Source organism: Microcoleus sp. K4-B3, from assembly GCF_036704615.1.
Lineage (GTDB): Bacteria > Cyanobacteriota > Cyanobacteriia > Cyanobacteriales > Microcoleaceae > Microcoleus.
The window spans coordinates 1-22,756 of record NZ_JAUBSF010000103.1 but is presented as its reverse complement, the minus strand read 5'-3'; the positions used below and the strand labels follow the sequence as shown (position 1 = coordinate 22,756).

Below are 22,756 nucleotides of genomic sequence, written 5' to 3'. Positions count from 1 at the left end.
AGAGGGCTTTTTCATAGTTTTGAAGGTTGCTATACTGGCACAAATTATTATACCTTAAAAAAACCTCAAATGATTGCTATGCAATCATTTGAGGTTTTGGCAATTCTGAATTTCTTTGAAATTAAATCTGCGTGAATATCTGCGGAATGTGGGTTAAAAAGGGATATCCCGTCGCAACTGATGGATTCTTCGGCCTAAAAACCGAACAAGCAGTCATCAAATTTCAAAAGCAAAATAAGATTGCTGTTGATGGCATTGTCGGCCCTCAAACTTGGAGTCTATTAGGCGCTTGTTATACAGGTGAACCCGGATGTTAAATCCAAGTTAACTAATCCTAGGCGCACGGGTAGCAAGAAACTGGGTTTTTTCACAGAAATACTTCCTTTCCTCCCCCAGAAACGCTAAAAAACCTGGTGGTTGAGCGAAGCCGAAACCCCCTTTCTGCCAGTCAAGAGTGTATCCAGGACTATTAACATCATTTCCGCGCTTCTCTGCTTTTAAACAACTTGCAAACAACCAATGGAGAATCAAACCATGCAAACCACAAACGCAATTCGCATTGAATTACCTTCCTGCCGTTATTTTCCCCTACTCAAACGCAACGATGCCGTCACCCAAAATGAGGATGTCCGTTACCTCCAGCGGCTCTTGAACGCCAGCGGATTTTCTGTAAATACTGATGGAGGATTCGGCGCGAAAACCCAACAAGCAGTCATAAATTTTCAAAAGCAACAACAGATTCTTGCTGATGGCATTGTCGGTCCCAAAACTTGGAATAAATTCGGCGTTTGTACAACTATATTTTAAAGTTTGTGCAAGCATCTTTTAAAGAGAGTAGGGCGTGCAGTGCGCGCCCTATTTCTCCGTCGAAGTTTCCACCCCAGACCACCCATCCGGCGCTCCGTACATCCGATACTTGCGAGAGCGTTTGAAATACAGCATTGCTACCCGATCGTCAGGATTGATTTGTAAAATATTCTCAAATACTTTTTGGGCGGCAACAAATTTTTGCTGGTAGTAAAAATTGAGAGCTTCTTGAAAAACCTCCGCAGTTTGCTGCTTGAGTACAATGCTCTGCTCTGTTTCTGTATTGTAAATTTCAAACACCGACACAGGATTTGTCTTTCCTTTGACCGTTACTCGATCGACAAATCTGTACTTATATTTTTCTGGCTCGTCCAGGCGATCGATAATTGCACCGCTAACTAGAATTCCCGAGCCGTAAACCTTAGTCAATCCTTCCAAACGAGAGGCGAGATTCACCGCATCAGCAATCACGGTACTTTCCATTCGTTCTCGCTCGCCAATTGTACCCAACATCAAATTGCCCGCGTGCAAACCGACGCCGATCGCGATCGGACACAAACCATTTTTTTCTCGCTGCTTGTTGTAAATATTCACTTCTTTTTGCATATCAATTGCTGCTCCCACGCCATCAGATGGAGATGTAGGAAACAGTGCCATTACTGCATCCCCAATGTATTTGTCAATAAACCAGTTATTTTTCCTGATTGCAGGGCTAACCCTTCCCAAGTAAGTGTTAATAAATGCAAAATTTTCAGGCGGTGTCATATTTTCCGAAAGCGCCGTAAACGAGCGAATATCCGCAAACAGCACTGTCATATCTCTTTCCTGATTTTCGCCTAATTTTACTTCAATAATACTCGGCTTTTCCAGCAAGTTTAGAAAATCGTGCGGTACAAACCTGCCGTAGGCTGCATTCAGTTTGGCTAGGCGAATTTGCGTGTTAATTCTCGCCAATAATTCCTTTTTGATAAAAGGTTTAGTTACATAATCATTTGCTTCTAAGTTAAAAGCTTCTACCAAGTCAGTAGTTTGATTTTTAGCCGTCAGCATCAGAATCGGCATTTCTAAAGGCGAGTATTTTTTGCGAACTTCTCGACACACTTCATAACCAGTCATTTGGGGCATCATTACGTCGAGTAAAATTAAGTCTGGCTTAAATCCTGATTTAATTAAATTTAAAGCTTCTAAGCCGTTGCTCGCTTGAGTGATATCGTAGTTTTCTATAGAAAGACTGTTGATGATGACATGAATATTAATCGGCTCATCATCAACTACCAAAATTTTTAATTTTTCACTTTCTAGCAAGTCGCTATTGTCTGGTACCTGAGAATTTATTATAGATGATTGGCGGGCGAATTCAGGAGTGATTAAAATGCGAGAACCCTCGGTTAAATGCGGCTGTCTGCTGCTAAATTCCGGCTGAGTTTCAGATACAGGCAAAGTAAAGATGAATTGGGAACCAACCCCTACAGTTGAAGATACCCAAATTTTACCTCCGTGCAATTCCACTAATTGCTTGGCAACAGTTAACCCTAAACCCGTGCCGCCATATTCTCTAGCAGTGGAACCGTCAGCTTGTTCAAAGGATTCAAAAATTCGCTCTAATTTATCTTCGGGTATGCCAATGCCGGTGTCGGATACAGTAATGGCTAATTGGGAATTAGACGGTGATTGTGCGTTGCCCGCTACTAATTCTGCTGAAATTTCAACTCGGCCGCTTTCGGTAAATTTAATCGCATTGCCGATTAAGTTGTAAAGTATTTGCTGCAAGCGATTCTCGTCGGCTGCTATTGGCGGCAATTCAGGAGCCACTGAGTTAATCAACTGCAAGTTTTTTTTGCCTACTAATGGCTGAGACAAACTAAGAATTACAGAGACTATTTCTCGAATACCGACGGATTTAATTTGCAGTTCTATCGTTTTGTATTTTAGCTGAGAAAAGTCCAGAATATCGTTAATTAAAGAAGACAATCTTTTTCCAGACGATGAAATCAAAACTAAGTTAAAATTTGTGGGTTCTGACAGTTGTCCGGTAGCACCGTCTATTAAAGATTCTGCAATCCCAATAATGCCGTTGAGGGGAGTGCGAAGTTCGTGGGAAGTATTGGCTAAGAATTCGTCTTTCAGTTTGTCCAGGCGCTGCAATTCGATATTTTTAGTTTCTAAGGCAGTAAAAGATGCTTGCAGTTGTGCTGCCATGCTGTTAAAAGCAGCGGCAAGTACGCCCAACTCGTCGGAGCGATCGAGCTTTACAGTTTGGTCAAATTGCCCTTCAGACAAAGCTATTGCTGCATTTTTTAATTTTATAAGAGGTTTGATAATCCAGCGAGAAGTGAGAATTCCTAGCACAGTTGCCATCCCCAACGCTGCCAGACATAGCAAAACTGTAGTTTGGTTGCCGGCATGAATTTGTTCCATAAAGTCGGCTTCGGGAACGACGACGACAATTAGTAAATCTAAACCCTTGCCGTCTTGGAAGGGCAGGACTTTTAAAAATTGCTGCTTCCCGTTTATCTCAAAATGGATTTGCTGCGATTTCGTAATTTGGTGGAAGTTTTGAAAGTGACTTTCTAAATATTTAGCTGTAGTTTGCGTTACTGCATCGCTGCTTTCTGTAACTTTAAACAGTTCTTTTTGACCGTTTTGGGTGCGGAAAGGTTTTTCGGGTGTGGAAGTTGCCAGCAGCGTGCCGTTTCTTTCGATAATAAAAGTTTGACCAGATTTGCCTATTTTGAGGCTGTTTAAAAATTGACCGATACTGTCGAGACGCAAAGCAGCAATTAATACTCCTTCTAGCTGTTTCTGGCTGTTGTAAACTGGTTGCAGTGCGCTGAGAATCAATGTGGGTTCTAGTAAGGATACATAAACTGAACTCCAAGTTGGTTTGGCTTCTAGAGCCGCATAGCTGTAAGAAGGATGCTGTCGGATGTCGAAGTTTTTGACGTAGGCTGCTACTGTCGTGCGATCGCCCGTATCATTAGTATTGTAAGAATAAAAATCAAAACCTCTAGATTGACCCGATGCGTTAATCAATAAAGTGCCGTTAGACATCTTTTCGCCAGTGCGATATTCTCCATCTTGATTAGCGATCGATGTAAAATTGATATAAGGATATAATTGCACTTGCCGCCACAGATACTTTTCCCAAGCTGACAAGTCTTTCATGTTCAAAAAACCCAGTTTCACTGCATCCAGCTTGCTTTGATTGATTTGGTGCGGAGTTTGCAGATAAGTTCTCAAATTTTGCTCGATGCGATTGCTTACCTCCCCCATCAACTGATCTGCAAGGTCATTTACTGCTCTTTGAGAGTTCCTAAATGATAAATAGCCCACAATACCCACCGCTGCAAATACTTGCAAGACAAACGGAACTATGAGTACAGTTTGCAGCGTCGCTTTGACTGACAGTTTGGCAACTAAGCGCTTGAGATCAAGAGTTGACATACCATTAATTTTTAACTACAAAAATACAGTTAATACTCGGAGCGAAAACTTACCTCTGGTAAGTATTATAAACCATTTTGTACTTAAACAAAACTTACGCAAGCATGACATGATATCGTTTCTACAATCCTCAATCTTATAGCAAATTATTAAAAGTCAAAGGGAACCGTAGAGACACGGGAATGCCCTGTCCTACTCCCCGCGCCGGACACGGCATTGCCGTATTCCTACTTTTCATCCAAAGCTTCTATCCCCGACCATCCTTCTGGGACTCCATACATTCGATTCTTCAGAGAGCGCTGACAGTAAATTGCTGCTAACTTATCTTGAGGATTTCTTTCGCAAATATTCTTGAATATTTTTTGCGCTTTACTAAATTTTTGATCGAAATAAAACTCCAGACCCCTTTGAAATTCAGTAGCAGTTTCCTGTTTTAGTTCAATGCTTTGTTCTGTTTCTGCATCATAAATTTCAAACACCGAAACGGCAGATTTTTTTCCTTTTACTGTGACTCGATCGACAAATCGGCACATATATTTTTCTCGATCGCCCAAACGCTCTAAAATTGAGTCACTAACTAGAATTCCCGCCCCGTAAACCTTCGTCAATCCTTCCAAACGAGACGCGAGATTCACCGCATCAGCAATCACTGTACTTTCCATCCTTTCTTGCTCGCCAATCGTACCCAACATTAAACTACCCGCGTGCAAACCGATGCCGATCGTAATCGGTGCGTAATTGCTGATTTGTCGGTGCTGGTTGTAAACCATAACTTGTTTTTGCATTTCCACCGCCGCGCGAACAGCATCATCGGCAGACTCAGGAAATAGCGCCATAATCGCATCGCCAATATATTTATCGATGAAACCTTGGTGAGCACGAATTACCGGACTCACTCGGCTGAGGTAGCTGTTAATAAAATTAAAGTTTTCTTGGGGAGTCATCGCTTCTGAGATAGTCGTAAAGGAGCGAATGTCAGAAAATAAAACTGTCATTTCTTTCTGAATCTGATCGCCTAGTCGGACATCAACAATACTTTCGTGTCCCAAAAATCGCAGAAAGTCGTGGGGGACAAATCTACCGTAAGCTGCATTGATTTTTGCCAGACGGATGTGAGTTTTGATTCTGGCTAGCAATTCATTTTTGACAAACGGTTTAGTTAAAAAATCATTTGCTCCTGCATTGAAACCTTGCACCAAGTCAGAGACTTGATTTTTGGCGGTTAGCAGCACAATTGGCACTTCTATAGCGGTGAATTTCTCCCGGATTTTCTCGCAAACTTCGTAACCTGTCATCCGCGGCATCATCAGATCTAGCAAGATTAGATCGGGCTTGTAGCCTCTGTCTAGAAGGGCTAAAGCTTCTTTACCGCTGCTAGCTTTGGCGAGCACATATTTTTCGAGAAGTAAATTGTTAGCCAATACCTGAATATTCACAGCTTCGTCATCGACAATCAAGATTTTCACCCGACTGTTTGCTTGGCCTTCTTTATCATCGAGCAAACTGTTATTATTCAAACTTGGTGCGACAGTTGCATTAGTTATTAACTTGCGATCGTTGGTTCTTGAAACTAAAGACGGCCGAACCGTTTCTGGAAAATACTTGCAATCGACATACTGATTTTGAGAGATTGGCAAACTAAAGGTAAACTGCGAACCAATACCTACTTTTGAAGATACCTGAATTTCGCCGCCGTGTAGCTCGACTAACTTCTTTGTAACTGCCAAACCTAACCCTGTTCCTCCGTATTCTCTAGCAGTGGAACCGTCTGCTTGTTCAAAAGATTTAAAAATTCTTTCTAATTTATCTTCAGCAATGCCAATACCAGTATCGGATACCGTAATTTGCAGTTTTGACCTGAGAATTAAAGATTGAAGCTGGCTTGTTACGGAACTTTCTTTGTCGCCCAACTTCGGTGATTCCAAGCTGATCGCATTCGCGGAAATTTCAACTCGGCCGCTTTCTGTAAATTTAATCGCATTTCCGATTAGGTTATAAAGAACTTGTTGCACGCGATTTTCATCTGCATCCACGAGGGGAATGTCGGGAGTGACTGAATTAATTAACTGCAAATTTTTTGTACCAATTAGAGGTTGAGAAAGAGTCACCACGATTTCGACAATTTCTCGGATGCCGACAGGCTTGATTTGCAGTTCAATATTTTTGTGTCTCAGCTTCGAGAAATCTAGAATGTCGTTGATGAGATTGGACAGTCTTCTGCCGCTAGATGCAATAATTTCCAGATTGGAAATAGTCTGTTCTGGCAATTGTCCTGTAGCACCGTCGATCAAAGATTCAGTTAAACCGATAATGCCGTTAAGCGGGGTGCGGAGTTCGTGAGAAGTGTTGGCTAAAAATTCGTCTTTGAGTTTGTCAAGTCGCTGCAATTGGGCATTTTGATGCTCTAATTTTGTGAAAGATACTTCCAATTGACCGGCCATGCTGTTGAAAGCATTAGCTAATTTTCCGAGTTCGTTAGATGCCGCAATATTTACCCGAGTTTCAAACATTCCGCTACTCATTTTAGTAGCTGCAGATGTTAGGGATTTCAAAGGATTTGTAATCGATCGAGCAAAAGCCACTCCCAAGCCCACGGCGACGAGGGCGCTGGCGAGGGTAACTGCACCCATGACGTATATGAGCTTACGCACCGGAGCATAAGCTTCCGCTGTAGGTAGCTCTACAACCACCATCCACTGCACCCTCCGCACGATCGCACCCGTGCCCATTACTTCTTCCCCGCGCAAGCCTCGATAAACGATCGGAGATTGAATCCCCGAAGCTAAAGCTAATTTGGATAACTCTCCCACAAAGGATCGCCCTCTCAAATCTTGCAGTAAATACGGATTAATCTTGCTTCCGGTTTCCGAAATCAGTACAGAGCGGTGATCGAGAACGTAGCTGTATCCAGTTTTTCCAACTTGCGATCGGGCGGCAATTTGAGTTAAAAAGTTTAGACTTACTCTGGCAAATAATACTCCGGCAATTTGATTATTATTGTCGCGAACAGGCACTGCTAAGTTAACAACATTAACCGCTGTTTTTAGATCTACATCGACTGGACTAACATAATTTTGAGTTTGCCCAAAAGTCTCCCAAAATACAGGTGTTTCTGCTGAAATACCTGCTAAATTCAAGCTAGAGATTGAGAAGGATTCGTAAGGCGACATCGCCTGTACGACTTGACCTTTACTGTTAAAAATCCCGACCACTTCGTAGGCGCTGTTGCTGTTAACCAATCCTTCGAGAATGCTGCGCTGAGTTTCAGGATTAAATTCTGTTAAACCGCGCAATTCTGATAAATAATTCAGTTGGCGCTGCAAGTTATCCAGATCAGCGCTAATTTGGACGGCAGCAGCTTGCGATCGCTCGTACTGAAGCTGTTTTGTCTGTTCTATTTGTCCCCGAAAGCTGAGGTAAGCTAAGGTACTTCCCGCCATCAATACGCTTGCCACAACAATCGAGACAAAACCGTAACGCAGTTGATTGGCAATTGATGACATTTGATTCTGCCAGTTAACAGTTTGAACTCACTGTATAGGATACACCCAATTTCACATTTTTAAGACTTGCGGAATCGCGATCGTTGATTTCTTGTTACCTTTGCCTAATTTATGGTTTTATAGATCTAATTTTTGTTTCCAGATAACATCTTCAATCCAAATGCGATCGGGAAGCAGTCCCAACCGAAAGAAAATTTCAGCAATGCGCTGCTGTTCTTCAACTGCGCTGTCTTGAATTGGCAACAAATCGTAGCGGCGGCTTTTCGTTAACATGATAGCTGTGGTTATTTTCATTCCCGTTTGAGCGCTGATAAATTCCGCTGCTGGCTCGGGATTCTTAGTTATCCAAGTAGCCATCTGTCGCGTTTCTCCCATCACTATTTTAACAACATCGGGAAAGTCGCTAGCAAAAGAGCGACTTGCCAAATAGAAGTTTCTATCATTCATCAGCCCATCGCTGTTAGTCAAGAAATGAACAGGCATAGTTTCCTGTAACTGAGCTAAAAACGGCTGCCAGATAGCCCAAGCATCAACCTCGCCTCTCACAAATGCTTCCTGAGCTTTTGGCGGAGGCAAATCGACCAATTGGGCATCTTTTAACTGCAAACCACCTTGAGTTAACGCCCGAATTAACAAATAGTGACCTGCGGTTTTCTGAGTTGTTGCTATTTTCTTGCCTTTGAGATCCCCTAGAGTCCGAATTGGAGAATCTTGAGGAACTATGATGCCAATGCTTCCAGGTAAAGCTGAATCATTAGCAATATAAACAAAAGGTACGCCCTCTGATTGGGCAAAAATTGGCGGCGCAACTCCGGCATAACCCAGATCGATTTTTCCTTTTCCTATTGCTTCTAAAATTGGCGGCCCTGCGGCAAATTCCGTCCATTCTACAGACCATCCAATTTCTGCTAAACGGGTTTCCAAAGAGCCTTTAGCTTTGAGATAAAAGAGCGCTCCGAAACGCTGATGGCCGATTCTTACAACTTTTGTTAAATTTGATGGTGCATTTTGGGTTTTTGCTGTAGAGTTATTTATTAGCTGTGAGTTGCAACTTCCCAGAGCTAAACTCAAGCAAAAAACGAGCATAAATAGCAGCGTATATCCCCTAACAAAACGTCGTTTAATAATATTTTGACTGAAATATGATAATTGAAACCTAGTTTTTATGGGCTTCATAAAATATCGTACAAGTAGGTTTTGTATGACGAAAATATTCCAGACTTTTTTTACAGTATTTATATTATGTCCGCTTACTTCCTGCTGTTAAAAAAGGTCTTAATTAAAAATAAAAATTTAGCTGTCTGTCCCTGAAATTAGCTACAAAATTAAGCTATATTATAGCAGATTTCAGGAAAGTGAGATTTGCTATGGCTGACTCTATTGCTCGCCGCTTGGAACAATACACGGTAAAACGATCGCACGAAGTTTTAATCGTCAAGGCCCAAATTGACGGCGAATTCGATGAAATTGCTATTTTTAAAGGCTTTTCTAGCTCTCTGACGCGATCGACCGCGAGCGATCCAGAGGTTCCTGTTTTGCCGGAGGAAGCAAAAATTGTCAGTGTCGATCGGCTGGAGAGTCCCTACAATCCAAATAACCCCCGCTATCTTCAGCAGGGGTTATCTTGGGAAACAATGCAATCTCTCTTGTCGGAGGCGGGAGTTTAGCAAAACAGTAGGGACACAACGCGAGGAAAACAGCAGGGACACAACAATGTTGTGTCCCTACAAAAGCCAGCCGTGTTCCTACCCTTAGACCTAGAGCGTGCCGCCTGCAGCTTGGAAACGAGCTCTCGCGCGTTTGATTGCTTGTTTAGCTTGAATTTGCTCTTGCAAAGTGCCGCTAGCAGCCTTTTCCAAACGAGCTTCTGCTTCGGTGTAAGCAGTACGAGCAGCTTCTTTATCAATGGTTTCGCCTTTTTCAGCGCCGTTGACAAGAATAGTAACTTTGTTTTCTTGGATTTCTGCAAAGCCACCCATCAGAGCAATAGACAGCCATTCCTTGCCGGGACGGACGCGCATCACTCCGGTATCCAAAGCCGTCAACATTGGAGCGTGACCGCTCAAGATACCCAGTTGGCCTGTGGTGCTTGGCAGAATTACTTCTTCAGCATTAGAATCCCAAACAGTTTTGTCTGGGGCCACTACGCGCACAGTTAATGTCATAAATTGTCCTTAGTCATTAGTCATTAGTCAGCAGTCAGCAGTCATTAGTCATTAGTCATTAGTCAGCCGTCGGCCATCATCAGTCACTTAGTTGTTAACTGTTAACTTTTAACTGTTAACAACTAATGACCAATGACTAATGACTAATGACTAATGACTAAAATTACTTGGCGTCAGCTTTCATTTTTTCAGCTTTGGCGATCGCCTCGTTGATATCGCCCACCAAATAGAAAGCTTGTTCCGGTAATTCGTCAAGTTCGCCAGCCAAAATCATCTGGAAGCCCTTAATGGTGTCTGCCAGCTTGACGTATTTGCCGGGGGAACCGGTGAACACTTCGGCCACAAAGAACGGTTGAGACAAGAACCGTTCAATTTTGCGAGCGCGAGAAACGGTCAAGCGGTCATCTTCCGACAGCTCGTCCAAACCCAAAATTGCAATAATGTCTTGCAATTCCTTATAGCGTTGCAGAGTAGACTGCACCTGACGAGCAACACCATAGTGCTCTTCGCCGACAACGCTAACTTGCAACATTGTAGACGTAGAATCCAGCGGATCGACAGCCGGATAAATACCCTTGGAAGCCAAACCGCGAGACAACACAGTTGTAGCGTCCAAGTGAGCAAAAGTCGTAGCCGGCGCGGGGTCAGTCAAGTCATCCGCAGGTACGTACACAGCTTGAACTGAAGTAATCGAACCTTCGGTAGTCGAAGTAATCCGTTCTTGCAAGTCGCCCATATCCGTACCGAGAGTCGGCTGATATCCCACAGCCGAAGGCATCCGACCCAACAGAGCCGATACCTCAGAACCCGCTTGCACGAACCGGAAGATATTGTCAATGAACAGCAGCACGTCTTGCTTGCTGACATCGCGGAAGTATTCGGCCATCGCCAGAGCCGACAGACCCACGCGCATCCGAGCACCAGGCGGCTCGTTCATTTGACCGTAAACCAAGGCAATTTTTGACTTGCTGCGGTCTTCTTCGTTAATAACCCCCGACTCGATCATTTCTTTGTAGAGGTCATTACCTTCGCGGGTGCGCTCGCCCACACCGCCGAACACGGACACGCCGCCGTGAGCCTTGGCGATGTTGTTCACGAGTTCCATCATAATCACGGTTTTGCCGACGCCTGCGCCGCCGAACAAACCGATTTTGCCGCCGCGACGGTAGGGGGCCAGCAGGTCGATCACCTTGATCCCGGTTTCAAACACCGAAGGCTTGGTTTCCAGTTCGGTGAAAGCCGGCGGGTTGCGGTGGATGGGCATACTTTCGGAAGTATTGACCGGGCCGAGGTTGTCTACGGGTTGGCCGATGACGTTAAAAATGCGGCCGAGAGTTGGGATTCCGACGGGAACTTGGATCGATTCCCCGGTATCTACTACTTCCATGCCGCGCACCAAGCCGTCGGTGGTACTCATGGAAACTGCACGCACTTGGCTGTCTCCGAGCAGTTGCTGAACTTCGCAGGTAACGGAAACGTCTTGACCTGCTTCGTTTTTGCCGGAAATCGTGAGAGCGTTATAGATTTGGGGCAGTTTGCCGCCTGGGAATTTTACGTCTACAACCGGCCCAATGATTTGGGTGATGTAGCCTACGTTCGTTTTTGTTGCGGTGGATACCATGAATAGTGCCTTTGTTAGGATGCTATTTTTCCGATATTGGAAAAACTCTTAACATTTAGAAATGCTATTCCTCAGAGTACCACTGAACAGACGCACTATTTAGATTTGAATGGGGCTGATTAAGAGTCATTTTTCTGGTTGCTGCCCTCGCTTGTTTTTCCTGCGAGCTGCCGCCAAAGCCCCGATCCCCAGCACAGTCCCGAACACTGTGACTGGTTCGGGGGCTAACTCCGCCGACACGCTGAAGTCTTGGAAATCAGCGTCGTTTCCTTTTTTGGCATCGTCGAAGGAGATTTTTGTGCGCTGAGCCTGTTGGGTCATTGTTTCGGGGGCTGACTCAGCCAACACGGTGAAGTCTTGGAAATCAGCGTCGTTTCCTCCGGCATCGTCGAAGGAGATTTTTATGCCCTGAGCCAGTTGCGCCATTGTGAGCGATGAATATTGCCCAGGGCCATTACCGCCGTTGATGTTGGTAAATGAGTCGGTGGAGTTGTAGTCGAGATTAAAGTCGCCCAATACGGCTTGCTGACAGCCCGCCACCAGACAGTCATTTCTCTGGAACTGGCTGGTGGCGGCCCACCAGTTGGGGCTGTTCATGAAAGTGCTCGACGAGACGTACTGCTCGAATGGTTGGCCCGTGCCGCTGTCGCTCCACAGCAGCAGGGCATAAATTTGATCCTGCAAAAATGTGAAGGTTTGAGTGCTGGAGCCGTTGTCGGAGGTGACTGCGTTGCCGAAGGTTCCCTGCCAGTCATTGGCGCCGCCGTTATCTGAGGGTTGAGTCTCGTAAAACAGTCTGGCGATGTTGCTGTAGCCAGTGTTTCCTGAGTCAGCTTGGGCTACCCACAAGCTCGACTGGTAACCGCCGTGAGATTGGTCGAAGGTAAAGTTTATATTGGTATCTCGATCGAACTGGATGCCACTCGTGCCAAACATGAAAGCTCGGACGGGCGTGCAGATGCTGAGCAAGATTGTGGTTGCCAAGCTGGCGACTGTAAAAGATGTTTTTTTGACTAGCGTTAAGGTAGTCATAACCCTGATTCCTCCAGTATTGTTAGATAGTAAAACGGGAAATCCCATGTTGCCGTGATGCGAATAGACGATCGCGAGCCTGCGATATTTAGGACGATCGTCAAACCTACAGAAGAGACTCCACACGAGTGAATCTACAGACCGATATCACTTAAGTGTGTTTTGGAGTAAATGAGTGCTTCTTCTAAGAGTTTTCACTGACACCAGATTGCCACAGTTTAATCTGTAACAGCAAGATTTTCATCCTGCCTAGACTTCCAACCTACTACATTTACTTCGTTTCGGTAACGGTCTAAAGTTGAGTGCAAGACGTGCCAATATTGGCTTTCATCAAAAATACATAAAAATTCTACTCCAGCTTTGTAAAGTTTTGGTAAAGATCATCTAAAACTTATAAAGTTTCTGAGAGGAATTCGGCTGTTCGGTCTTATGCTCCTCAAAGCGGGCTGCAAGCTGCTCGCTTTGAGGAGCATAAGAGTGCAGCGGGCGCGAGTAGAGATTTGAGCGAGTTTTTTGCTACTGGAAGCAAGCGGGAGAACAGGCGATCGATACTTACGTAATTTTGACTAATATTCGGAGTTTTTTAAACCCTTAACCCTCGCGTTCCGCCTCAGATTTTCGCCAACAGTCCCGGACGCATAAACCCCGTTTCTTAAGGTAATTGCTTCATGGAAGTAGTGAAAGTGGAAACAAGAAACCAAGTTTCATTGCTCGCCCCGTGCCTGAATACATTATGGACAAAGCATTACCGTGTCCATACCCGATATCTGTACTTCACTTAACTGAAAACCCCTAAATAGGTGGTTACAAATAAACATTACATGGGGAGGGCGGGTGAGAACATTTCTTTACTCGCTGGTATCTCGCGATCCTCACGCTTTCCCCCCTAAAAGATACTATGGTTTTTTGCCCTTACCTACTTATAAACACATACATTTCCTTCAGATTCCCCTCCAAATTATTCAGTAATAAAAAAGAGAGTTATTCTATTGACATGAGGAGTTTTTAGGAGTAAAAATAGGATAGATAAATACGATCGCACTTTAAGCACAATCTTTAAACACAATGACAGCCAACAGACTACATTTGCTCGGATGGTTATTCATTGTTAGCTGGCTGAGTGCAGCGGCGGGTTCGGCAAACGCGCAACCCATCACCCCCGCACCAGACGGCACTAACACAGTTGTTACTCCTAGCGGCAACCGCTACGACATTTCCGGGGGGTCTTTCAGCGGAGATGGGGCTAATCTTTTTCACAGTTTTACTCAGTTTGGGCTCAGCGAGGCTCAAACGGCTAACTTTCTGACAAATCCGAATATTCAAAATATTTTGGGAAGGATTACTGGGGGTAATCCTTCTTTAATCAATGGCTTAATTCAAGTTACGGGGGGCAATTCCAATTTATTTTTGATGAATCCTGCCGGCATGATATTTGGGCCGAATGCCAGTCTCAACGTGCCTGGATCCTTTAATGCTACTACGGCTACAGGGATTGGTTTTGGGAACAATCAGTGGTTTAGTGCGATCGGCAACAACAACTGGGCAACATTAATTGGGACGCCGAACAGTTTTGCATTTACAACTTTGCAAGGGGGAAGCATTGTTAATGCAGGCAATCTGACGGTGACACCAGGTCAAAGTTTAACTTTGGTCGGAGGTACGGTTGTCAATACGGGTCAGCTAAGTGCGCCTAGCGGCAATATTCTCATCAGCGCCGTACCGGGTAACAATTTGGTGCGAATCAGTCAAGCTGGAAATTTATTGAGCTTGGATATTCAGCCGACAGCAACTCAAAGCTCGCTGCCGAACAATTGGACGCAGCCAGTGTTATCTTTGCCGGAGTTGCTGACTGGAAAAGGTGTGGCGCAGGCAACGGGTTTGACGGTAAATCCCAATGGCGAAGTTGTGTTGACGGGGAATGTTGCTGTGCCGGTAACTGCGGGAACTGCGATCGCATCCGGCACTCTCAATGTCTCTGGCAACACTGGCGGTACTGTAAATATTTTAGGCGACAAAGTAGGAGTTATTGCGGGCAAGATCGATGCTTCTGGGGTTAACGGCGGCGGTAATGTACTGATTGGGGGAGATTATCAGGGTTTGGGTACGGTGCCCAATGCTTTGCGGACTTTTGTTAGCAGCGACTCGACGATTAATGCTGATGCTGTTAGTAATGGGAATGGCGGGCGAGTTATAGTTTGGGCTGATGAAACTACTCGCTTTAACGGCAATATTACGGCCCGGGGTGGCTTGTTTTCTGGGAATGGCGGCTTCGTGGAAGTGTCGGGAAAGCAATCGCTGGATTTTCAAGGGTTGGTGGATTTGCGATCTGCTTTTGGGATTTCTGGCACCTTATTATTAGATCCTACTGATATCACTATTAGTACAGGTGCGGATACTGTAGGCAACAGTTTTTCAGCAGGGGGAGTATTTACGCCCTCGGGTGCTACTTCTACAATTAATAATGGGACGCTGGAAACACAGCTTGCTTCGGCCAATGTGACTATTTCCACTGCGCCTGGACCAGTTCCTGGGAATGAAGGTGATATTACAGTCAACGCTCCGGTATCTTGGACTAATAGTAATTCCCTGACTCTGAATGCTAATAACAGCATACTTGTTAACAAAAATATCACCGCTAACGGCGGCAGTATCACCCTGAATGCAGATGTAGATGGCAGTGGTGCAGGGGCGATCGCCATTACCAATGCTATCATCAACTCCAACGGCGGCAACATCATTTTAGGAGGCAGCACCAACCCGTCAAATTCCCCAGCAGTAGGGACAGTGGCAAATCCCCGCGGAGTTTCTCTCACAGGTTCCACGCTCAATGCCGGCACTGGAAATATTTCTCTTAGAGGTCAAGGAGTCGCTGGAGTCAGCAACAATAACGGCATTTCTCTTTCTAACAGCGGAATCACGACGGCTGGGACTGGAAGTATTACTCTCAACGGTATTGGCGGTAATGGAACTGGAAGCGACAACAAGGGGATTAACATTATTACCAGTACAGTAGAATCGGCGGGGACAGGGACTATTACTCTCAACGGTACTGGCGGAAACGGGACATTTAATAATCCAGGGATATCTATTGACGGCAGTACAGTACGGGCTGGGGGAAATATAAACCTGACTGGTAACGGTGCTGGAACTTTAACCCAAAACACCGGCGTTAGAATAAACAACTCTATAGTCGAGTCAACGCCCGGGAACGGGACTGTCACCATCACCGGGACGGGGGGAAATGGGACTGACAGCAATCAAGGGATAACTATTGATAATCCCAGCACGGTAAAATCGCAGAATGGAGATATCGCCCTGACTGGAACAGGTAAGGGGAGCGCGGACAACAACACGGGCATTTCGAGTTCAGGGGTGGTGGAGTCCACAGGCACCGGGAATGTGACTCTGAGCGGTGTTGGCGGCAATGGGAATGATGGCAATCAAGGGATATCACTTGGGGCGGGCAAAGTGAGTTCGCTCTCTGGAAATGTTAGTCTGACTGGTACAGGCGGTGGGGCTGGGACTACCAATGAGGGCATATATGTAGATAGTGGTGCTACAATCCAAACCGCAGGCTTGGGAAAGGTGACGTTGACGGGTACGGGCAGTGCAGGGACAGGTACTAATTCCGGGATCTGGCTCAACTCAGGCACGGTACGATCGGAGAATGGAGATATTGTTTTAACCGGTACCGCTGTAGGGACAGCATTTAGCAGCTACGGCATTAACTTAAACACCAGCATACCGCCGATAACGGTGCAAGCTACGGGAACGGGTAATATTAGCCTCACGGGAAGTGCTAACAACAATTCCATTCCAATTAACCTCGCCGGCGGTGTGATTGATGCGGCTTTGGGCGGCACTGTCACTTTGACGGGCGATGAAATTCAACTGTTAGGGACGACTCAAGTCAATGGCAAGGGTACTATTACTTTGCAGCCGCTGACGCCGAGTTTAGGTGTTCTGATAGGCGGTACTCAGAATAACCCTGACGTTCCTCCTTTGAATCTGATTCAGGCGGAACTCGACACATTAAAAGGGTTTTCCCAAATGGCGATTGGGCGGACGGATGGGACGGGGGCGATCGCAATTGACCCCGCTGGTGTTACTTTTAATTACCCGGTCACAATTCAAGCTCCCACCAGTGGCACAATTGCAGTCGATGGAGACATTACAGGTAAAAACAACGCTTCCATTACCTTTAATGCTCCAACCACTAACTTCTTAAATAATTCAAAAATTATCACCAACGAACAGAATATTACCTTTGGTAAGCAAGTCACTCTCGCTACGGGTTCTAATGTCACCCTCGATACTGGGTTAACGGATGCAGGCGACATTAATTTTGGGGGAACGGTTGACGGCGATGGCAACCTAGTTTTGACTGCGGGAACAGGCGTTATTAAGGTCAACGGGCCAATTGGGGAGACTACAGGTTTGCGTTCCCTGACAACAATCAATTCTTTCGATGTTAAGAATCCGATCGATTTTTCGATTAAAACTACAGGCAATATTACCGTTGGTAGCATGAGAAATCCCGGACGGGCGATCGCCCTTACCAGCACTAATGGCGATATTGATACGACTGCAGGGGCAATTGATACCACATCCAGTACCGGAAATGGTGGGCAAATTACACTAAGTGCCAACAATATTAATGCTAGTAATCTTAACTCCAGTTCCACTGCTGGCAATGGCGGAAACATCACACTCACCGGCAAAACAGGCAACATTTTTGCATACTCAGGAGTAGTTAATTCTAGTTCTAGTTCCGGTGCCGGTGGAGATATTGCGATCGCAACTCCCAATGAAGTTGGGATAAATAGCATTGATGCTAATGGATTGCCCGGTACTGGAAATATTAGCATTAGCGGCAATGAGATTGGCTTTTCGGGAGCAGGTTCCGCGCAGGGTAAAGGGAGTTTTTCAATTCAGCCGTTTTCGCCGGATTTCGGAATTCGCTTCCAGGCTGGACTTGCTTTCGATCCGCAGGCTATCGATATAGGAGCACCGTTTTTATCCTCATTGCGTAATGGCTTTAGTGCCATTGTTTTCGGAGGTAACACTACTACAGGCAATCTTACTGTAGAGAATTTGCCAGTATCTTTTGCAGATCCTGTGACTTTCAATACTCAAGGCACTATTTTAGTCAATCCCAATCAATCTATTTCGGGAACTGATAATGCTTCAATTACTCTCAATGCTACAACTAATAACTTAAATGGCAATATTACCACCCAATCTCAAGATATCACAATTAATGGCAATGCCATAGTTGGAAATAACGTCTTATTGGGAACTGGCAATTTGGCTGGTGGCAATATTCTGTTTAATAATAACATTAACGGGAGCGGCAATCTCACCTTAGAAACAGGTACTGGAAAAATTGAAGTTAAAGGTTCGATCGGCGACGCGACAGTATTAGGAAATCTCACCGTCAATAGTGCTGGTACAACTACATTTAATGCTGCCGCGGCTACCAGTTTCACCACTAATGTTGGCGGCAAAACTGAACTAAATGGCAATGTCACTACAACTGGCGCTCAAACCTACGGAGATGCAGTGACAATTGCCAACAATCCGATTCTCTCCGGCAGCGACATTACTTTCAATAATACTGTAGACGGCACCAGCGATTTGACGGCGAAGGCGATTAGCGGTAATGTGACATTCAACGGTGCAGTTGGTGGTGCAAGTGCGATCGGCAATTTAACAGCTAACTCTACAAGCACAACTGCATTTAATCAAACAGTCAATGCCGCGAGTTTGACTACAGATATTGGCGGCAAAACTGAACTAAATGGCAATGTGACAACCACTGGACCTCAAACCTACGGAGATGCAGTGACAATTGCCAACAATCCGATTCTCTCCGGCAGCGACATTACTTTCAACGATACTGTTAACGGCAGCAGCGATTTGACTGTGAAGGCGGCTAGCGGTAATATTACCTTCACAAGTGCGATCGGCGAAACAACTCCTCTCACAAATTTAACTGCCAACAGCAAGATTTCTTTAGGCGGCAATGTTACTACAACAGGCAGTCAAACTTATGCCGATTCTGTCACTGTTGCCAAAAACTCGGTTCTTTCAGGCAGCGACATTACTTTCAACAAGACAGTTGACGTAGCTGGCAATCTCGGTATTGCGGCTGATAATGTTAATCTCAAAGGAACTGTAACAACCACCAATGACGGCACGCTCACAATTGCCAATCAGGTAAATCTGAATATTGAGAAAAACTTGAATTTAGACGGTGCATTTATTCAAAATGGCGGGGGAACTGTTGCGGTTAGCGGAAATATCGCCACAACTAATGATAACATTACTTTTAGCGGGCCTGTGACATTAAAAGCTCCTGTAAATTTTACACTCGGAGATGCAACTATTGCTTTCGGTTCGAGTTTATCGGCAGGTAGTAACCCGCTGAATTTAACGGCAGGTGAAATTGATTTTTCCGGGAATGTTTCTGGTACTGGCGCGTTAACGCTGCAACCCGCAACAGCCGGACAAAATATTGTTGTTGGCGGAACTGATAACAATACTAGCGCTTTAGATTTGACTGCATCGGAAATTAGTTTAATTCAAAATGGATTTAGCTCGATCGCGATCGGGCGATCGGATAGCAGTGCCAATATTAGTGTTCCCTATAATCTTACATTTTTAGATCCCGTAAATATCCAAGGGGGAACTGGTACGATCGCACTTGATGGAACTATCACCGGACTTGACAACAGCAGTGTTGCTCTCCAAGGTTCAACAATTAATTTGAACTATGGCATCAATACAACTAATAATATAGATTTGACTGGCAACATTCAACTGGGAAACCAGGTTGAAATCAAAAGCAGCGTTGGTAGCATTAATATAAAAGGGGCGATCGACGGCGGTCATTTGTTGGGCTTAGATGCCGCGAATGGTAATGTGCTGCTGCAAGGAAATATCGGTGAAACAACGCCATTATCTGTTTTGAACGTTACTGCATCGAATGCGGAATTTATCGGCAATATTAAAAGCAATTCTGGTTTTAATGTTACGGCTTTAACTACTAAATTAGGCGGTAATGTTACGACGAATAACGGCAACATTAATATTAGCAATGCTTTGGTTTTGACAAAGGATGCGGTATTTAGTACCGCAGGGGGAAATATTGCTTTGGGTGCGATCGACAGTATTGATGCGGCCCGCAACTTAACTCTAGCCTCCGGTAGCGGCAGCATCACTTTCAACGGTGCGGTGGGGGCCACGAGCAAGTTAGGAAATCTTGCGATCGACAATGCTGGCAATGTGACAGGAAACTCGACAATTAACGCGCAACAATTGACAGCACCAAACACGGAAAAAGTCAATTTATCGGGAGATGTCACCGCAGGCAAAGTCGATATTACTGCCAAGGGCGATATAATCGTTAAAAATATTACTACTAATGGCGGAGAAATTATATTTACAAGCGGTAACAATTTCACAGCCGGTAATTTGAATACATCGGGAAACAGTGGCGGCAACATAACTGTTAAGGCGATAACTTCAATTACGGCGGGACAAATTAACTCTAGCGGTATAGTCGGAAATGCCGGTAATGTGTTCTTAGATCCGATCGGCGATATTCAAGTAGAGTTTATCAATGCCCAAGGCGGCACTGGCGGCACCGGCGGCGATGTCACAGCAATAACAGGCAATTTTTTCCGCGCTACGGGTGCTTTTTCAACCCCACTTTCCCCGACGGGATTTGCTAGCATTTCTACTGCTGGCGGCACAGGTAGCGGAAATATCGCAATTACACACGCTGGGGGAGATGGAGGGACGCCGATTCAACCGTTTGTGGTGGGGGATGCTGCTAGCAACGGTACGGCGGGTGCAATTACAACGGGACAATCTAGCATTACATCGCAGTCGTTTCCTCGTTCTAGTAGTGTTGGTAATATTGCATTTTCAACTGATGACGCGATCGACCCGACGCCAACGGTTCCGCCAACAATTCCGCCAACAATTCCGCCAACAATTCCGCCAACAATTCCGCCAACAATTCCGCCAACAATTCCGCCAACAACGGAAACCGTTCCGCCAACGGTTCCGCCAACAATTCCGCCAACAATTCCGCCAACAACGGAAACCGTTCCGCCAACAATTCCGCCAACAATTCCGCCAACAACGGAAACCGTTCCGCCAACAATTCCGCCAACGGTTCCGCCAACAATTCCGCCAACGGTTCCGCCAACAATTCCGCCAACAATTCCGCCAACGGTTCCGCCAACGGTTCCGCCAACGGTTCCGCCAACAATTCCGCCAACGGTTCCGCCAACAATTCCGCCGACAATTCCGCTGACAACGGGAACAAATCAGCAGGTAACGGAAACAATTCAGCAGGAAAATCAGCAAGTAACGGTCATCAATCAGCCGACAATTCAGCAGGAAAATCAGCAAGTAACGGTCATCAATCAGCCGACAATTCAGCAGGAAAATCAGCAGGTAACGGTTCTCAATCAGGCGACAATTCAGCAGGAAAATCAGCAGGTAACGTCAGCCCTAGAATCTGTACAAGAGTCCTTAAAGCCGATCGCACCTGTGACAACACCAGGATCGCCCACAGCAGCAGCCCCATCCGCATCGAAACCAGAATCCTCAACCGTTGATTCAGAAGACTTTCAAGGTCGCAGAATTCCACCGCTAGAGAATCCTGGCGGTGTAGCAAATCGAGTTTTAACCATCGATCGAAGTATCACCAGTAAATTACCCCCCGGCATCGTAGAACCACCCTCACCAGGATCAAAACAACCGCAAACAGTCAACCCTACTTCTAATTTAGTTCTGGGATATGTTCCGCCTCCCGATCGACTTTTTGAAGGTAACGACATACAGGAAACACTCTGGGGAATCGAAGAAATCAGGAATCAAGAATTTGGAGAATACCTGGGGGTAAAAGCCAACCTCCCAGACCAAAAAGTCATGATTGCGACCTTCCAAGAAACTTTAAAAAATATCGAACAGCAAACCGGCAAGCGGTCTGGTATTATCTACATAGTCTCGCGAGAAGATCGACTGGAACTAATTTTAGTTCCTCCCGTGGGGCGGCCGATTCACTACAGCGTTCCCGAAGCCAACAGAGCAGCTCTTTTCCCCACAGTCAAGGAGTTCCGCGATGAAATCACAAATCCCGCAAAACGCGCTACTAGCACTTATCTAGCCGCCGCCCAGCAACTATATAAATGGGCGATCGCACCCCTAGAAAAAGACTTACAAAACTTAGGAATTCAGACTTTATTACTGTCAGTCGATCCGGGATTGCGGAGCCTGCCCTTTGCCGCTTTGCACGACGGTAAAGGCTTCTTGATTGAAAAATACAGTTTTAGTCTAATTCCGAGTTTCAGCTTGACTAATAGCGATTATAAAGCAGTTAGAGACGCCACAGTGCTAGCAATGGGGCGGTCAGAATTTGTTGACCAACAGCCCTTGCCCAGTGTGCCGATCGAATTGCAGGCGATTTCGGCTCAGTGGCGCGGGCCATCTTTCCTCAATTCCACTTTCACTATAGATAATCTCAACTCGGAACACGCCAAGGGAGGATTTCGGATCGTTCACCTAGCAACTCACGCTGAATTCAAACCGGGAAAACCGAGCAATTCATACATTCAACTGTGGAATTCCCAATTGCTGCTCGATCGAATGGAGAGTTTAAATTGGCGCAATCCGCAAGTAGACTTGTTAGTATTAAGTGCTTGTAGAACTGCTTTGGGCGATGGGGAAGCAGAGTTAGGTTTTGGAGGTTTAGCAGTAAAATCCGGCGCAAAATCTGCTTTAGGGAGTTTGTGGTATGTTGACGATGGAGCCACTTTGGGGCTGATGAGCGAATTTTACCACCAGTTGCGAGGAGCCACAACTAAGGCAGAAACTCTGCAACTTGCTCAACAGGCGATGATTGCTCGTAAAGTTCGGCTCGAAAACGGGCAGTTAGTTACAACAGCGGGCAACTTGAATTTACCGACTAACCTACAACAAGAAAACCAAGATTTTTCTCATCCTTACTACTGGAGCAGTTTCACTCTAATTGGAAGTCCTTGGTAAGCTGCCATACTTTAGCTCGTGTTGGGTAAAATTAACCATTCTAGGTCATTGGTAACAAGTTAGAAGGGAGTAGATTTTGTCAATACCTCTTGGGATAGAAATATTATGGAATAATAATGATA

The 22,756-nt window shown here is 45.3% G+C and carries 10 protein-coding genes; 4 read left to right on the top strand and 6 right to left on the bottom strand.

Features of this window, described 5'->3' with window-relative positions; genetic code table 11:
- Nucleotides 1-146: 146 nt before the first annotated feature.
- Nucleotides 147-317, top strand: coding sequence for a peptidoglycan-binding domain-containing protein (locus QUA78_RS28035; protein WP_333399142.1), 171 nt, complete (start codon nt 147-149; stop codon nt 315-317).
- Between the two features lie 217 nt (nt 318-534).
- On the top strand, nt 535-807 hold the full coding sequence (locus tag QUA78_RS28030; protein WP_333303724.1) for a peptidoglycan-binding domain-containing protein: 273 nt from the start codon (nt 535-537) through the stop codon (nt 805-807).
- Nucleotides 808-855: 48 nt separating this feature from the next.
- Here QUA78_RS28030 and QUA78_RS28025 read toward each other — a convergent pair whose 3' ends face one another.
- The 3 genes from QUA78_RS28025 to QUA78_RS28015 all read right to left on the bottom strand — a co-directional run bounded on the left by QUA78_RS28025 (nt 856) and on the right by QUA78_RS28015 (nt 8,840).
- Nucleotides 856-4,251 (bottom strand): ATP-binding protein, encoded by a 3,396-nt coding sequence (locus QUA78_RS28025; RefSeq protein ID WP_333303725.1) that lies wholly within the window; start codon nt 4,249-4,251, stop codon nt 856-858.
- A gap of 227 nt (nt 4,252-4,478) precedes the next feature.
- Entirely contained in the window at nt 4,479-7,754 is a 3,276-nt protein-coding gene (locus QUA78_RS28020) for a response regulator (RefSeq protein ID WP_333303726.1), read from the bottom strand.
- Nucleotides 7,755-7,871: 117 nt separating this feature from the next.
- Nucleotides 7,872-8,840 carry an aliphatic sulfonate ABC transporter substrate-binding protein gene (locus tag QUA78_RS28015; protein WP_333303727.1) on the bottom strand — a complete coding sequence of 323 codons (969 nt, stop codon included), beginning with the start codon at nt 8,838-8,840 and terminating at the stop codon, nt 7,872-7,874.
- Nucleotides 8,841-9,121: 281 nt separating this feature from the next.
- On the opposite strand from QUA78_RS28015, the gene QUA78_RS28010 reads away from it, so the two are divergent.
- Complete coding sequence (locus QUA78_RS28010) at nt 9,122-9,421, top strand: DUF7734 family protein (protein ID WP_333303728.1); 300 nt, start codon at nt 9,122-9,124, stop codon at nt 9,419-9,421.
- 90 nt (nt 9,422-9,511) lie between these two features.
- Here QUA78_RS28010 and atpC read toward each other — a convergent pair whose 3' ends face one another.
- The 3 genes from atpC to QUA78_RS27995 all read right to left on the bottom strand — a co-directional run bounded on the left by atpC (nt 9,512) and on the right by QUA78_RS27995 (nt 12,572).
- A complete protein-coding gene (atpC, locus tag QUA78_RS28005) occupies nt 9,512-9,919 on the bottom strand; it encodes an ATP synthase F1 subunit epsilon (RefSeq protein WP_333303729.1) in 408 nt (135 codons plus the stop codon).
- Nucleotides 9,920-10,082: 163 nt separating this feature from the next.
- Entirely contained in the window at nt 10,083-11,540 is a 1,458-nt protein-coding gene (gene atpD / locus QUA78_RS28000) for a F0F1 ATP synthase subunit beta (protein WP_332983824.1), read from the bottom strand.
- A gap of 126 nt (nt 11,541-11,666) precedes the next feature.
- Nucleotides 11,667-12,572, bottom strand: coding sequence for a PEP-CTERM sorting domain-containing protein (locus QUA78_RS27995; RefSeq protein WP_333303730.1), 906 nt, complete (start codon nt 12,570-12,572; stop codon nt 11,667-11,669).
- 1,065 nt (nt 12,573-13,637) lie between these two features.
- Here QUA78_RS27995 and QUA78_RS27990 point away from each other — a divergent pair.
- Complete coding sequence (locus QUA78_RS27990) at nt 13,638-22,634, top strand: CHAT domain-containing protein (RefSeq protein WP_333399141.1); 8,997 nt, start codon at nt 13,638-13,640, stop codon at nt 22,632-22,634.
- The last annotated feature ends 122 nt before the right edge of the window (nt 22,635-22,756 follow it).

Bases quoted from the DNA above. Each gene is read 5' to 3' on its own strand.
- QUA78_RS28015 (WP_333303727.1), bottom strand. From the start codon at position 8,840: ATGCTCGTTTTTTGCTTGAGTTTAGCTCTGGGAAGTTGCAACTCACAG.
- QUA78_RS28030 (WP_333303724.1), top strand. From the start codon at position 535: ATGCAAACCACAAACGCAATTCGCATTGAATTACCTTCCTGCCGTTAT.
- QUA78_RS28025 (WP_333303725.1), bottom strand. From the start codon at position 4,251: ATGTCAACTCTTGATCTCAAGCGCTTAGTTGCCAAACTGTCAGTCAAA.
- QUA78_RS28010 (WP_333303728.1), top strand. From the start codon at position 9,122: ATGGCTGACTCTATTGCTCGCCGCTTGGAACAATACACGGTAAAACGA.
- QUA78_RS27990 (WP_333399141.1), top strand. From the start codon at position 13,638: ATGACAGCCAACAGACTACATTTGCTCGGATGGTTATTCATTGTTAGC.
- QUA78_RS27995 (WP_333303730.1), bottom strand. From the start codon at position 12,572: ATGACTACCTTAACGCTAGTCAAAAAAACATCTTTTACAGTCGCCAGC.
- QUA78_RS28035 (WP_333399142.1), top strand. From the start codon at position 147: ATGTGGGTTAAAAAGGGATATCCCGTCGCAACTGATGGATTCTTCGGC.
- atpC (WP_333303729.1), bottom strand. From the start codon at position 9,919: ATGACATTAACTGTGCGCGTAGTGGCCCCAGACAAAACTGTTTGGGAT.
- QUA78_RS28020 (WP_333303726.1), bottom strand. From the start codon at position 7,754: ATGTCATCAATTGCCAATCAACTGCGTTACGGTTTTGTCTCGATTGTT.
- atpD (WP_332983824.1), bottom strand. From the start codon at position 11,540: ATGGTATCCACCGCAACAAAAACGAACGTAGGCTACATCACCCAAATC.